Origin of the sequence: Isoptericola sp. NPDC056573 (genome assembly GCF_042793335.1) — a bacterium.
In the GTDB taxonomy this organism is placed as follows: domain Bacteria; phylum Actinomycetota; class Actinomycetes; order Actinomycetales; family Cellulomonadaceae; genus Isoptericola.
On sequence record NZ_JBHTUY010000005.1, the window covers coordinates 443483 to 457353 of the forward strand.

Consider the following 13871-nt stretch of genomic DNA (forward strand, 5'->3'; position numbering starts at 1 on the left):
CCATCACCCGTGCGCGACGAAGGGCACACCATCGTGAAACGACCGCTCAGGACGACGCTCACCGCCCTCGCGGCAGGCCTGGCGCTCGCCGCCGGGCTCGCCGCCCCGGCCGGCGCCGCACCGGCGCACCCGCAGCACCCCGGGCACCCCGGGCACCCGACGCACCCCGGGCGCCCCGGACACCCGGCGCACCCGCACCGCGCCGCCGGCGCGGCCGAGACGGTGGCCGCGATGCAGCCTGGCTGGAACCTCGGCAACTCGCTCGACTCCGTGGGGCCGGACGAGACCGCCTGGGGCAACCCGCGCGTCACGCCGGAGCTGCTCGCCGCCGTCAAGGACGAGGGGTTCCGCAGCATCCGCGTCCCGGTCACCTGGGACGAGCACCAGGGCGGCGCCCCGGACTACGCGATCGAGACGGACTATCTGGACCGGGTCGAGGAGGTCGTCGACCAGGCGCTGGCCGAGGACCTGTACGTGCTGCTCGACCTCCACCACGACTCGTGGATCTGGGCGAACGCGATGTCCTCGGACCCGGACGGCGTGCGTGACCGCTTCCGGGCCACGTGGGAACAGCTCGCCGACCGCTTCCGCGACCACCCGGCCGAGCTGCTGTTCGAGAGCCTCAACGAGCCGCAGTTCGCGGACGTCGACGACGCGCAGGGCGACGTCCTGCTCGACGACCTCAACACCGTGTTCCACGAGGTGGTCCGGGCGTCCGGCGGCGGCAACGCCGACCGGGTGCTCGTGCTGCCCACCCTGCACACCAACGCCGGCCAGGAGCGGCTCGACGCCCTCGCCGGCACCATCGCCGAGCTCGACGACCCGCAGCTGGCCGCCACGGTCCACTACTACGGCTACTGGCCGTTCAGCGTGAACGTCGCGGGCGGCACCCGCTTCGACGACGTCGCCCTGGCGGACATGACGGGGACGTTCGACCGCGTGCGGAGCACGTTCGTCGACCAGGGGATCCCGGTGGTCCTCGGCGAGTACGGGCTGCTCGGCTTCGACCGGCACACGGGCACCATCGAGCAGGGCGAGAAGCTGAAGTTCTTCGAGGAGCTCGGCCACCAGGCCCGCGACGCCGGCGTCACGACCATGCTCTGGGACAACGGGCAGCACCTCGACCGCACCGGCTTCACGTGGAGCGACCCCGAGCTGTGGGCGCAGGTGTCGTCGAGCTGGACCACGCGGTCGGGCACCGCGTCCACGGACCAGGTCTTCGTGCGCCCGGGCGACGTGGGCGCGCAGACCGTCACGCTCGAGCCGCACGGCACCCGGCTCGAGGGGCTGTTCCTCGACGGCGAGCCGGTCGCGGCCGCGGACGCCGCCGTCGCGGGCGACGAGGTGACGTTCTCGGCCGCGTACCTGGAACGCCTGATCGGCGACGCGTCGCCCGGCGCGCACGCCACGATCGAGGCGCGCTTCTCGGCGGGGGTGCCGTGGCGGATCCACGTGATCGCGGCCGACACCCCCGTGCTCGCGGACGCGACGGGAACGGTGGCCGGCGGCGTGTCGATCCCGGCGCGGTTCCGCGGCGACCGGCTGGCCACCATGGCCTCGGTCTACGCCGACGGCAGCGGCGCCGGCCCGCAGAGCTGGACGCCGTTCCAGGAGTTCGACGCGTCGTTCGCCCCGGACGAGGAGGCCGGCGCCGTCCTGCTGCGCCCGGCCTACCTCGCCACCCTGCGCGACGGCGAGCCCGTCTCGCTGACGTTCCACTTCTGGAGCGGCGACACGGTGGAGTACACCGTGACGCGCAGCGGCGACACGGTCACCGGCACCGTCGCGAGGTAGCACCGCCAACCGCGAGGTAGTCCGCGAGCCCGCGAGGTAGTCACTGGACTACCTCGCGGGCGCGCGCACTACCTCGGCGGGTCCTCACGGAGGACGACGACGTCGGTCGGTTCGAGGTGCAGGGTCTCCCCCGCGACGACGGCGCGGCCGGTGAGCAGGTCGGTCCCCGAGGCGTGGGCCGCGACGTCGACGGCGTCGGACCGGTGGTTGAGCACGAACGCCGTCCGCGCGCCGTCGGCGCCCTCGCGGACCGCCAGCTCGACGTCGTCGGTGTCGGCGTACGGGCCGACGAGGCCGTGCCGGCCGAGCACGCGGCGGACCACCCAGGCGACGCCCACGTCGTCGAGCGCCGTCGCGACGTACCAGGCCTCGCCGCCGTCCTCCCCGCCGTCGTGGCCTCCGGGGCGGTGGCGCGTGACCGCCGGCGTCCCCGCGTAGAACTCCGCGCCGTAGGTGCCGACGACCTCCGCGTCCTGGGGCACGAGCACCTCGAAGACGAGCGAGGCGGCCGCGACGGCGTCGTCGCCCGCGCCGTCCTTGAGGGTGACGGGGTTGGTGACGCCCGGCTCGGCGGAGTCGGTCTCCTCGACGCGCAGGCCGAACAGCCGACCGAGCGGCCCGGGGGCGTCCATGAGGAAGGCGTTCGCGTCCACGTCGGCGCGACCGGACCAGTACGACGCGAGCACGGAGCCCCCGCGCGCGACGACGCCCTCCAGCCGGTCGGCGACGTCGCCCTTGAGCACGTGCAGCATGGGCGCGAGCACGACGTCGTAGCGGGACAGGTCCACGGTGACCGGGACGACGTCGACCTGCGCCCCCGCCTGCCACAGCGCGCGGTAGTAGGCGAGCACCGTGTCGACGTAGCGCGCGTGCCGGTTGAAGCCGTCGGTCATCTCCGCGGCCCACCACGAGTCCCAGTCGAAGAGCAGGGCCACGCGGGCGGGGGTGCGAGCCCCGAGGACGGCGTCGCCCAGCGCGTCGAGCTCGGCGCCGAGGGCCGCGACCTCCCGGAACGCGCGGGTGTCGGTGCGGCCGGCGTGGTCGAGGACGGCGCCGTGGTACTTCTCGCACGCCCCCTTCGACTGCCGCATCTGGAAGTACAGGACGGCGTCCGCGCCGTGCGCCACGGCCTGCCACGACCAGAGCCGCAGCACGCCCGGCCGCTTGACCGGGTTGACGTCGCGCGAGGCGGTGATGGTCGGCGTCTGCTCCATGACCCAGAACGGGGCGCCGTCCTTGAGCCCGCGCACGACGTCGTGGGCCAGCGCCATCCGCGCGTGCTCGCGCTGGCCGGGCGGGTAGTTGTCCCAGGAGGCGAAGTCCAGGTCGTCGGCCCAACGGTGGTAGTCGATCGGCCGGAACATGCCCATGAAGTTGGTCGTCACGGGGGTGGTCGCGTCGTGCGCGCGGATGCGCTCCTTCTCGTCGCGGTAGTTCGCGAGCATCGCGTCCGACATGAACCGCCGGTAGTCGAGCGTGATGCCCTGGAAGGCCGTGTGGTCCGGCCCGCGCCAGTGCTCGCTGAGCATGTTCGGCGGCACGACCTGCTCCCAGTCGCTGAACGTGTGCGACCAGAACGCCGCGTTCCAGGCGTCGTTCAGGCGCTCCAGCGTGCCGTACCGCGCGCGCAGCCACTCGCGGAAGCCCGCGGCGCACAGGTCGCACCAGCAGCCGCCGTCGAACCCGCCGTACTCGTTGCCCACGTGCCACGCGACCAGGCCGGGCGTGCCCGCGTAGCGCTCGGCGAGGCGCCCCGCGAGCTCGGCCGACAGCCGCCGGTACACCGGCGAGCTGGGACACGCGTTGTGCCGCTGCCCGTACACGTGCCGCCGGCCCTGGAAGTCGGTGCGCTCCACCTCGGGGTGGCGGTGGGCGAGCCACGGCGGCAGCGCCCCGGTCGACGTCGCGAGCACGACGTCGCGGCCCGCGGCCACGGCGCGCTCGACGATCGCGTCGAGCAGCGCGAAGTCGTAGGTGTCCTCGTCGGGCTGCAGCGTCGCCCAGGAGAAGACGTTGAGCGTCACGGTGTCGATCGACGCCAGGTCGAACGCGGCGTGGTCGGCCTCCCACACCTCCCGCGGCCACTGCTCGGGGTTGTAGTCGCCGCCGTAGCGGACCTTGCGGCCGGCGGGCAGGTGGGCGGACATGACGACGTTTCCTCCGGAGGTCGGTGGTGCGGGTCAGGCGACGAAGCGTGCGCGGACGTCGTCCAGCACGGGCTGCGCGACGCGCAGCAGGAAGGCGAGCCACGCGGCGGCGACGACGGCGAGCGCCAGCTCGCCCGCCACCCACACCACGCCGCCCGCCACGACGACGAGCGCGAGCAGACCGACGGTCACGGACGGCCGCCGGCCGAGGTAGTAGACGGACAGCCGGGCCACGTCGCGGGCACGGAAGGAGAACAGGGACACGAGGACCAGCGCCTGCACCGCCCAGAGCAGCACGGCGAGGCCCACGGCGCCCAGCACGACGGCGTAGGCCACGGAGATCCCGGCGGCCTCGCGGTGCACGACGGACGTGAGGACGACGCCGAGCACCGCCGTCGCCGGCACCCACAGCCGCAGCGCGTCGAGCCAGCCCAGCCGCAGGCCGCGCACGAAGGTGCTGCCCGGCACGGGCTCGTCGGTGCCAGCGCGCGCGTGCAGCGCGAAGATCCCCGCGGCGAGGAACGGGGCCGCGGGCGCGAGGCAGAGCGGCACCAGCAGCGCGTTGCCCGAGGACCGGTCCAGGAGCGTGAGCAGCACCAGCGTCGGCACGCAGCCGAGGGCGACGAGCACCCCCACGACGAGGTACCAGTAGACGCGCGCCGTGATCCGGCCCAGCACGCCGTCCCCGAAGTCGCGGGGCGCCGCGGCCGCCATCAGGACGCCCCGCCGTCCTGGCCCGGCCCGCGACCGAGGATGCGCGCGTCGTCGAGCCAGGGCGGCGTCTCGTCGCGCACCGGGTCGATCTCCACCAGCGTGACCTCGTGCCGGGCGAGCGTGAGCGCCAGGTCGACCCGGCCGCCCGACACCTCGAGCGACGTGTGCGAGCGACCCGGCACCGACGCCTCGTGCAGCAGGTCGAGCTGCCGCGACGTCGGGGACGCCGGGCGGCCCAGGTGGCGCCACGCGCTGACCGCGTTGCCCTCGTCGTCGTTCACGCGCGAGCGGTGCACCGACGCCCGCCGCGTCGCGGCGTCGCCGACCGGGACGCTCAGCCGCAGCTCGTGCCGGTCCGGCTCCTCGGCGTCGGCGGTGCCGCCCACGGGCTGCCAGGCCAGCACCGTCACCCGGCCTCCGTCGTCGCGCGTCACCAGGTGGTCCAGGCCCCGGTGCAGCACCTCGGGGCCCATCCGCGCCATGAAGGCGTAGAGGTGGAACACCGGCTTGCGCAGCTGCCGGTGCCCGAGCATCCCGAAGCCGCCGTGGAAGACCGAGGTCGGGACGTTCTCCTCCTCGAAGACGTCGCAGAACGTCCAGTAGGAGAAGGAGTCGACCAGGTCGCCGCCCTCGGAGAGCACGGGCGCCAGCGACGCCGCCTGGTAGGCGGTGTCGTGCACCGGGTTGTCCGGCCGGTAGCTGGTGCTGAACTCGGTGACGTGGGCGGGCAGCCCCTCCAGGCGGGTGCCCGCCAGCAGCTTCGCCGGGACGGCGAACTGGTCCAGCAGGTCCCGCGGGTGCCGCAGCGTCTGGTAGGTGCCGAACGGCACGTGCTGGGCGGGCCCGGTGGTGTAGGCGTGGAAGGACACGAAGTCCACCGGCACGTCCCGCCGCTCGACGAACTCCGCGAACGGCGCCCACCACTCGTCCGCGCCGGGCGAGATCGCCGGCCCACCCACCTGCAGGTCGGCGTCGACCTCCTTCACCGCGGCCGCGGTGACCTCGTAGAGCCGGAAGTACGCCTCCTGCGACGCGCCCTCCCAGAACTGCGCCAGGTTCGGCTCGTTCCACACCTCGACCGGCCACCGCCGCACCTCCTCGAGGCCGTAGCGGTGGATCGCGTGCCGCACCACCGCCTGGACGAGGGCCGCCCACTCGCGATGGTCGCGCGGCGGCGTCACGTTGCCCTTCCACCAGAACACGGTCTGCTCCCCCGACGCGAGCGCCGACGGCATGAACCCGAGCTCGAGGAACGGCCGGATGCCCTGCGCGAGCCACGCGTCGAGCACCTGGTCGGCGTACGTGAACGCGTACCGCGTGCCACGGTGGCCCGCCGCGTCGTAGGGGCGGTGGATCCCGACGTCGTCGGACAGCAGGCCGTGGCCCCGCACGTAGCGGAACCCGATCTCCCGCTGCACCACCGCGAGCGAGTCCTGGTAGTCCTGACGCAGCGCGAGGTTGAGGCGGCCGGTGCCGACGCACCACCGCCACGCCTCGGAGAGCGTGGCGGCGGGCGCGTCGGGGACGACGACGGTGGTCAGGGCTCAGCCCTCCTGGCGCGCCAGGGCGGTGTTGACGGTCTCGACGAGCTGCGTGGCGCCCAGCCCCTCGATCTCGGAGACGTACGCGTCCCACTCGTCGAGCGAGCGCTGGCCGGTGATGAACCCGGCGGTCGCGGACTGGACGGCGTCCTTGAGCTGCGTGTCGAGCAGCGAGTTCTGCTCGAGCTCCATCTCGTTGAGGCGGGGCGCCGGGGCCACCGGCAGCACCTCCTTGGCGTCGAGCACGGACCGGGTCCACTCCTTGACCTCGTCCGACATCACGGACTCGAGCAGGTCCTGCGTGGAGCCGTTCGCCAGGAGGAACACGCCGTTGCTGTAGCCGAAGTCGGTGTTGAGCTTCTTCGGCGCGCCCGCGTTGATCGCGTTCCAGCTGATGTCCTCGTTCAGCTCACGGGTGCCGTCCGAGCCCTTCGAGTACGTCTCGCCGTCCACGCCCCACTGGGCGAACTCGATGCCCTCGTCCGAGTAGTACTGCCAGTCGACGTACTGCAGCAGCGCCTTGAAGTACGGCTGCTCCGCCGCCTTGCTGGAGATCATCAGGCCGCTGGAGAGCTGGCTCGCGGCGAGGTTGCTGCCCGCCGGGCCGCCCGGGATGGTGAGCAGGCGGGTGGTGATGTCCTTGCCGCCGTCCTTGATCGCCGTGCGGTACGCCGTGATCTCCTGGGTGTTGCTGGACACGGCGGCGGACTTGCCGGACACGAACTTCTGGCGGGCCTGGTCGTCGGACTGGGTGATCTCCGGGTCCATGACGCCCGCGTCGACCCAGCCGTGCACCGTCTCCAGGAGCTGCTTGTACGCGTCGCTCGTGCCGTTGAAGACGTACTCGCCGGAGTCCTGGTCGAACCAGGTGTTGTTGTAGCCCCACCCGCCCGCGGCGCCGTAGTTCGGACCCATGACGTTGAGCAGCGCGCCGAGCGTGCTGACGTCCGTCCAGCGGTCGGAGAAGGCGTAGTCGAGACCGGGGTTCGCCTCCTTGACCTTCGCCAGGTCCTCGGTGAACTCGTCCCAGGTGGCCGGGTCCTCGGTGACCCCGGCCTTCTTCCACATGTCGTCGTTGATCATGACCGTGTACTGCACGTCGGGGATCTCCCGCAGGCCCGGCAGGATGTAGTACTTGCCGTCGTCCTGGCGCAGGTTGTCGATCTCGTCCTGGAGGCCCCAGTCCTCGACCTTCTGCGCGAAGTTCGGCATGTACTCGAGGTAGTCGGACACCGGCAGGAGCGCGCCGCCCGAGACGAACTGGGTCTCCTGGCCGGGGTAGGTCACCGGCATGAGGTCCGAGGCCTCGCCCGACCCGATGAGCAGCGCCTTCTTCTGGTCCCAGTCGGCCAGCGGCACGTCGGTGCGGGAGAACGTGACGTTCCGGTCCGCCTCGAGGTGCTCGAAGACCGACCAGTCGTCCTGCACCTCGTAGTCCGGGTGGTCGCGGTACATCAGCGAGAACTCCACCGGCTCCGTCGCCTTGAACGACGTGCCCGCCGCGAAATCGTCCATCGCGCCGACGGAGTGGTCCGCGTCGATGGTGGCGGCGTCCGGGCTCGCGCCGTCGCCGCCGTCGTCGCCTCCCCCGCTGCCGCAGGCCGCCAGCGTCAGGGCCAGGGTCGTCAGCGACGCGGCCGCGACGGCCGCCCGCATCCGGGTGTTCCTCATGTCTTCTCCTCGTGTGACGAGCGTCGTCGCTCTCGAGCGGGATGTGGTGCGTGCAGTGCGGGTGATGACCGGCCCGTCAGCCCTTGACGGAGCCGAGCATCACGCCGGAGACGAAGTACCTCTGGATGAAGGGGTAGAAGCAGATGATCGGCAGCACGGTGAGCAGCATCGTCACGGACTGGATGTTCGCGCCGATCTGCACGGCGTCCTGCGTCGGGTCGGCCGCCGGCGACGCCGCGGCGATCATGTTCCGCAGGTAGACGGTGACCGGGAACAGCTCCTTCTGGTCCAGGTAGAGGAAGGCGTTGAACCACGAGTTCCACAGGCCGACGGCGTAGAACAGCGTCATCGTGGCCAGCACCGCCTTGGACAGCGGCAGCACGATCCGGAAGAAGATCCCGTACGTCGTGAGGCCGTCGATCGCGGCCGCCTCCTCGAGGTCGCTCGGGAAGTTCTCGAAGAACGACTTCATGACCAGGAGGTTGAACACCGAGATGGCACCGGGCAGCACGATCGCCCAGAGGGTGTTCCGCATCCCCAGCACGTCGGCGACGAGGATGTAGTTCGGGATCAGGCCGCCGCTGAAGAACATCGTGAAGACCGCGATGCCGATGAAGAACGTGCGGCCCTTGAGGTGGCGGCGGCTCAGCGCGTAGGCGTACGGGGTGGTGAGCGCCATCGACACGAACGTGCCGACCACCGTGTAGACGACGGTGTTCTTGTAGTTGGTCCAGAACATCGCGTCGCCCATGACGTACTGGAACGTCTCGACGTTGAACCCCCGCGGCAGGAGGTTGACCTCGCCGGCGGCGATGAAGCCCTCCGACGAGAACGCCTTCGCCACGAGGTTCACGAACGGGTACAGCGTCACGGCGCACACCACGAGGAGCACGACGACGTTGGCCACCTTGAAGGTGCGGTACCCGGCCGTGTCCTTGACGGTCGTCGCCTCGGTCCGGACGGCGGCGAGGTCGGGGGTGGGCATACCGGTCACCACAGCGAGGCTCCTACCGTGCGGCGCGAGACGAAGTTCGCGGTGAGGACGAGGACCAGGCCGATGAGCGCCTCGAAGAGGCCGATCGCCGTGCCGTAGGAGAACTGGGCCGACTGGATGCCCACCCGGTACAGGTACGTCGAGATGACGTCCGCCGTGGAGTAGATCAGCGGGTTCTGCAGCAGCAGGACCTTCTCGAACCCGACCGCCATGAAGGAGCCGATGTTGAGGATGAGCAGCACCATCATCGTGGGGCGGATGCCGGGCAGCGTGATGTGCCAGGTCTGCTGCCAGCGGTTCGCGCCGTCGATGCGGGCCGCCTCGTAGAGCTGGTCGTCGACGGTCGTCAGCGCGGCGAGGTAGAGGATCGTGCCCCAGCCGACGGTCTGCCAGACCTCCGAGCTCACGTAGATCGTGCGGAACCAGTCGGGCTGCTGCATGAACGCGATCGCGTCGCCGCCGAACGCCTCCACGACCTGGTTCACCGTGCCGCTCACCGCGGTGAGCTGGAGCACGAGCCCCGCGACGATGACGATCGACATGAAGTGCGGCAGGTAGGAGATCGTCTGCACGATCTTCTTGAACCGGCGCGACCGCAGCTCGTTGAGCATGAGCGCGAGGATGATCGGCAGCGGGAAGCAGATCGCCAGCGTCAGCAGGCCCAGCACCACGGTGTTCCAGAACACCTGCCAGAACTGCTGGTTGTGGATGAACATCTCGAAGTAGTAGAAGCCGACCCACTCGTCGCCCAGCGGGCTGCCGCCGGGGCGGAACCGGCGGAACGCGATGACGTTCCCGATCATCGGCACGTACTTGAAGATCAGGAAGAACAGCACCGGCAGGACGACGAACGAGTACAGCCGCCAGTCCTTGCGCAGCGCCTGGCGCCACGTGGTGCGCGCCCGCCCTTGCCGCCGTGGTTCGTCCCGCGGTGGTGGTGACGACGGTGCGTCGTCGATCGGCGGGACGGTCGTCACCATCCCTGCGGCCTGCGCCATGAGTCCCCCAGCCGTCACGTCGTCGTGCGGTCCGCCGGTCGCAACCTCGCGCCGACGATCCGAAAGTTTCGTCATTGAAAACGTTCTCCAACTGCGGCCGAGAGTAGGGGGAGCCTTCGGTGGTGGTCAAGCACCCGGCCGATCACGGTCTGATCACGGCGCCCAGGAACGCCTGGAAGACCCCCGACGTCGTGTACGGTCGAGCCGAAACTTGCGGTCGATCGCCCGAGCGCGACGCCGCGTCACGACAGGACGGACGATGAGCACCCCCACCCCGCAGGGCCCGACGCCGACGATCGCCGAGATCGCCCGGGAGCTCGGCGTGTCCGCACCCACGGTGTCGAAGGTGCTGAACGGCAGGACCGACGTCGCGCCGGCCACCCGCGACCGCGTGGAGGCCGCGCTGGAGCGGCACCGCTACCGGCGCCGCCGGGCCGTGGCTCCCCCGGTCGGCGCGGGGCTCGTGGACCTCGTCTTCCACCGGGTCGGCTCGGCCTGGTCCACGGAGATCATCCGCGGCGTGGAGGACGCCGCCGCGGCCGCCGGGGTGAGCGTCATCCTGTCCGAGCTGGGCGGGAAGCACCGCCCGCCGACCACCTGGCTCGAGACGACGCTCTCCCGCCCGCCGCTGGGCGTGCTGCTCGTCGCGGCCAGCCTCAGCTCGTCGCAGCGGCCCCGCCTCACCACGCGCGGCATCCCCTACGTGGTCATCGACACCGACGGCGAGCCCCCGCCCGACGTGCCCACGGTGGGGTCGGACAACTGGAGCGGGGGGCTCGCGGCGACGCGGCACCTGCTCGAGCTGGGGCACCGGCGCATCGCCGCCATCTCGGGCCCGGGCAACATGCTGTGCGCCCGCGCGCGCCTCGACGGGTACCGCACCGCGCTCGAGGAGGCCGGGATCGCCTTCGACCCCACGCTGGTGCGGTCGGGCAACTTCGAGGTGGAGTCCGGTTACCGCTCCGGCAGCGAGCTGCTCGACCTGCCCGAGCGCCCGACCGCCGTCTTCGCCGGGTCGGACATGCAGGGCATCGGCCTGCTGCGGGCCGCGCAGGAGCGTGGCCTCTCCGTGCCGCGCGACGTGTCCGTCGTCGGGTACGACGACCTGCCCCTGGCGACCTGGACCGCGCCCGCGCTGACCACGGTCCGCCAGCCGCTGCTCGAGATGGCGACCACCGCGACCCGGCTGCTGCTCGACCTCGCCCGTGGCGAGACGCCGATGGCGCGGCGGGTCAACCTCGCCACCGGCCTCGTCGTCCGGGAGTCCACCGCTCCCCCGCCGAGGTAGCACGAGACCCCGCGAGGTAGTTCCAGGAACCGCGAGGTAGTGGACTACCTCGGCAGGACTCGGACTACCTCGCGGGGTCTCGGACCGGCTCGGCGCTCAGCGCTGGACGCGCGCGCTGCCGCCCCCGGCGAGCTTGGCGACCTCGGCGAGGGTCGCCGTCGTCGTGTCACCCGGCGTGGTCATGGCGAGCGCGCCGTGCGCGGCGCCGTACTCCACGGCCTGCTGCAGCGAGTCGAGCTCCAGGAGCCCGTAGGCGAGGCCGGAGGCGAACGAGTCGCCGCCGCCCACGCGGTCGAAGATCTCCAGGTCGGCGCGGTGCGTGGCCTCGACGAAGCCCTCGGCCCGCGACCAGGCGATGGCGCCCCAGTCGTTGACGGACGCCGACTTCACGCCTCGCAGCGTCGTCGCGATGACCTGGAAGTTCGGGTACGCCTCGGCGGCGGTGCCGATCATCGCGCGGAAGGCGCCGGTGTCGAGGTCGGTGAGGTTCTCGTCCACGCCCTCGACCTCGAAGCCGAGCGAGGCGGTGAAGTCCTCCTCGTTGCCGATCATCACGTCGACGTGGTGCGCGAGACGGCGGTTGACCTCGCGCGCCCGCTCGACGCCGCCGATGCCCTTCCAGAGGGAGGGGCGGTAGTTGAGGTCGTACGACACGATCGTGCCGTGCTTCTTGGCCGCGGTCATGGCCGCCTCGGCGACGTCGGCGGCCGACTCGGACAGCGCGGCGAAGATGCCGCCGGTGTGCAGCCAGCGCACGCCGGAGCCGAACAGGGCGTCCCAGTCCACGTCCTCGGGCTTCATCTGCGCGATCGCGGTGTTGCCGCGGTCGCTGACGCCCACCGCGCCGCGCACGCCGAAGCCGCGCTCGGTGAAGTTCAGGCCGTTGCGCACGCTGCGGCCGATGCCGTCGTACTCGCGCCACTGCACCCAGGAGGTGTCGAGGCCGCCGGTGAGCATGAAGTCCTCCACGAGGCGGCCGACCTCGTTGTCCGCGAGCGCGGTGACGATCGCGCCGCGCAGCCCGAACGCACGGCGCAGGCCGCGGGCCACGTTGTACTCGCCGCCGCCCTCCCAGACGTCGAAGGAGCGGGTGGTACGCACGCGGCGGTCGCCCGGGTCGAGGCGCAGCATGACCTCGCCGAGGGCGACGGCGTCGTACCGGCACTCGGCGGCCGGGCGGGTGGTGATCGAGGGGTTCGTCATGGTGTCGGTGCTCCTTGCAGGCTCGGCGGCGGGCTCAGACGGCGGCCGCGAGGGCGACGGCCTCGGCGGTGCGGCGGGTGATCTCGGCCCAGTCGCCGGCGGTCACGAGCGACTTCTCGACCATCCACGACCCGCCGACGGCGAGCACCGGGGCGAGCCCGAGGTAGTCGCCGAGGTTGGCGGCGCTCACGCCGCCCGTGGGCACGAAGCGCAGGCCGGGGAACGGCGCGGAGAACGCCTTGATCGCGGCGGGGCCGCCGACCACGGAGGCGGGGAAGAGCTTGACGACGTCGATGCCGAGGTCGAGCGCGGCCATGATCTCGCTGGGCGTGGCGACGCCCGGCAGGACCGGGACGCCGTGCTCCTGCGCGCGGCGCACGACGGCGGCCGACAGCCCGGGCGACACGATGTAGCGCGCCCCGGCGTCGACGACGGCGTCGACCTGGTCGACGGTGGTCACGGTGCCCGCGCCGACGACGACCTCGGGCTGGGTCTCCGCGACCGCCCGGATCGCGTCGATGCCGCCGGCGGTGCGCAGGGTGATCTCGGCGACCGGGAGGCCGCCGGCGACGAGCGCGTCGGCGAGGCGTGCGCCCTCCTCGGCGCCGTCGACCACGACGACGGGCACGAGGCGGTGGGCGCCGAGCGCGGCGACGACGTCGCCGGCCTGGGTCGAGGGGGAAGACATCCTGACTCCGTTTCGCTATGGTGAACGTACGTTGTTCACTACGGAACACCATAGAGGACCGTCCCCGATGACCCAACCCCCCAGCCCGCTCGGCAGCGTGGACAAGGCGCTGCTCACGCTCGACGCGCTCGCCCGCGCGGGTGCCGGCGGCGTCGCGCTGGCCGACCTCGCCGCCGAGGTGGGCGCCAACAAGTCGACGCTGCACCGCACGCTCGCGGCGCTGCGCCACCGGGGGTACGCCGACCAGCGGCCCGACGGCGCCTACACCCTGGGGGCGGCGGTGCTCTCCCTCGGGGCGGCGTACCTCGCCGAGGACAACCTGCCCGGCCTGCTGCGCCCGGCGCTGGAGGCGCTGCGCGACGAGGTCGACGAGCTGGTGCACCTCGGCACCCTCGCCGGGCAGGAGGTCGTCTACCTCGACAAGGTGGAGCCGCAGCGCCCGCTGCGCGTGTGGTCCGCCGTCGGGCGGCGCATCCCCGTCGCGACGACGGCGCTCGGCCGGGCGCTCCTGGCTGCCGCGCCGGCCGGGGACGCCGCGCCCGACCCCACGCCCGACGCCACGCTCCGGGCGGCCCTCGCCGCGGCCCGGGATCGCGGGTACGCCACCGAGACCGAGGAGAACGAGCCCGGCATCGCGTGCGTCGCCGTCGCGCTGCTGCGCGCCGGCCGGCCCGTCGCCGCCGTCAGCATCACCGCGCCGGTCGAGCGCATGACCGGCGCCGCCCGCGACGAGCGCGTCGCGGCGCTGCGAGAGCTCCTGCCGCGGGTGCTCCCGACCGGCCTGACCGTCCCGGCGCCCTCGACGTAGCGATTCGTCGTCGTCCCGGCGCGGG

At 72.3% G+C, this 13871-nt stretch carries 11 protein-coding genes; 3 read left to right on the top strand and 8 right to left on the bottom strand.

The features are described from left to right. The first annotated feature begins 33 nt into the window (after positions 1-33). Positions 34-1794: a cellulase family glycosylhydrolase gene (locus ACFQ8E_RS11925; RefSeq protein WP_430550753.1), complete on the top strand. Its 1761-nt coding sequence runs from the start codon at positions 34-36 to the stop codon at positions 1792-1794. Positions 1795-1862: 68 nt separating this feature from the next. Here ACFQ8E_RS11925 and ACFQ8E_RS11930 read toward each other — a convergent pair whose 3' ends face one another. The 6 genes from ACFQ8E_RS11930 to ACFQ8E_RS11955 all read right to left on the bottom strand — a co-directional run bounded on the left by ACFQ8E_RS11930 (position 1863) and on the right by ACFQ8E_RS11955 (position 9841). After that, positions 1863-3941: a beta-galactosidase gene (locus tag ACFQ8E_RS11930; protein ID WP_430550754.1), complete on the bottom strand. Its 2079-nt coding sequence runs from the start codon at positions 3939-3941 to the stop codon at positions 1863-1865. 33 nt (positions 3942-3974) lie between these two features. Then, positions 3975-4655 (bottom strand): glycosyltransferase, encoded by a 681-nt coding sequence (locus ACFQ8E_RS11935; RefSeq protein WP_430550755.1) that lies wholly within the window; start codon positions 4653-4655, stop codon positions 3975-3977. Beyond that, positions 4655-6196 carry a xylan 1,4-beta-xylosidase gene (locus ACFQ8E_RS11940; protein ID WP_430550779.1) on the bottom strand — a complete coding sequence of 514 codons (1542 nt, stop codon included), beginning with the start codon at positions 6194-6196 and terminating at the stop codon, positions 4655-4657. Before ACFQ8E_RS11940 ends, ACFQ8E_RS11935 begins: the two co-directional genes overlap by 1 nt. 3 nt (positions 6197-6199) lie before the next feature. Further along, on the bottom strand, positions 6200-7867 hold the full coding sequence (locus tag ACFQ8E_RS11945) for an extracellular solute-binding protein (RefSeq protein ID WP_430550756.1): 1668 nt from the start codon (positions 7865-7867) through the stop codon (positions 6200-6202). A 76-nt stretch (positions 7868-7943) separates the two neighbouring features. Further along, entirely contained in the window at positions 7944-8852 is a 909-nt protein-coding gene (locus tag ACFQ8E_RS11950) for a carbohydrate ABC transporter permease (RefSeq protein WP_430550757.1), read from the bottom strand. A 5-nt stretch (positions 8853-8857) separates the two neighbouring features. Continuing rightward, positions 8858-9841 carry an ABC transporter permease gene (locus tag ACFQ8E_RS11955; RefSeq protein WP_430550758.1) on the bottom strand — a complete coding sequence of 328 codons (984 nt, stop codon included), beginning with the start codon at positions 9839-9841 and terminating at the stop codon, positions 8858-8860. Between the two features lie 277 nt (positions 9842-10118). Here ACFQ8E_RS11955 and ACFQ8E_RS11960 point away from each other — a divergent pair, with 277 nt between their 5' ends. After that, positions 10119-11147, top strand: coding sequence for a LacI family DNA-binding transcriptional regulator (locus tag ACFQ8E_RS11960; RefSeq protein WP_430550759.1), 1029 nt, complete (start codon positions 10119-10121; stop codon positions 11145-11147). Between the two features lie 96 nt (positions 11148-11243). Here the strand turns inward: ACFQ8E_RS11960 and ACFQ8E_RS11965 are convergent, their stop codons facing one another. Then, on the bottom strand, positions 11244-12350 hold the full coding sequence (locus ACFQ8E_RS11965) for a sugar kinase (protein ID WP_430550760.1): 1107 nt from the start codon (positions 12348-12350) through the stop codon (positions 11244-11246). Between the two features lie 34 nt (positions 12351-12384). Further along, the gene (gene eda, locus ACFQ8E_RS11970) at positions 12385-13038 is read right to left on the bottom strand and encodes a bifunctional 4-hydroxy-2-oxoglutarate aldolase/2-dehydro-3-deoxy-phosphogluconate aldolase (RefSeq protein WP_430550761.1); all 654 of its coding nucleotides are present in this window, start codon (positions 13036-13038) and stop codon (positions 12385-12387) included. Positions 13039-13105: 67 nt separating this feature from the next. Here eda and ACFQ8E_RS11975 point away from each other — a divergent pair, with 67 nt between their 5' ends. Beyond that, positions 13106-13846: an IclR family transcriptional regulator gene (locus ACFQ8E_RS11975; RefSeq protein WP_430550762.1), complete on the top strand. Its 741-nt coding sequence runs from the start codon at positions 13106-13108 to the stop codon at positions 13844-13846. Positions 13847-13871: the final 25 nt, after the last annotated feature.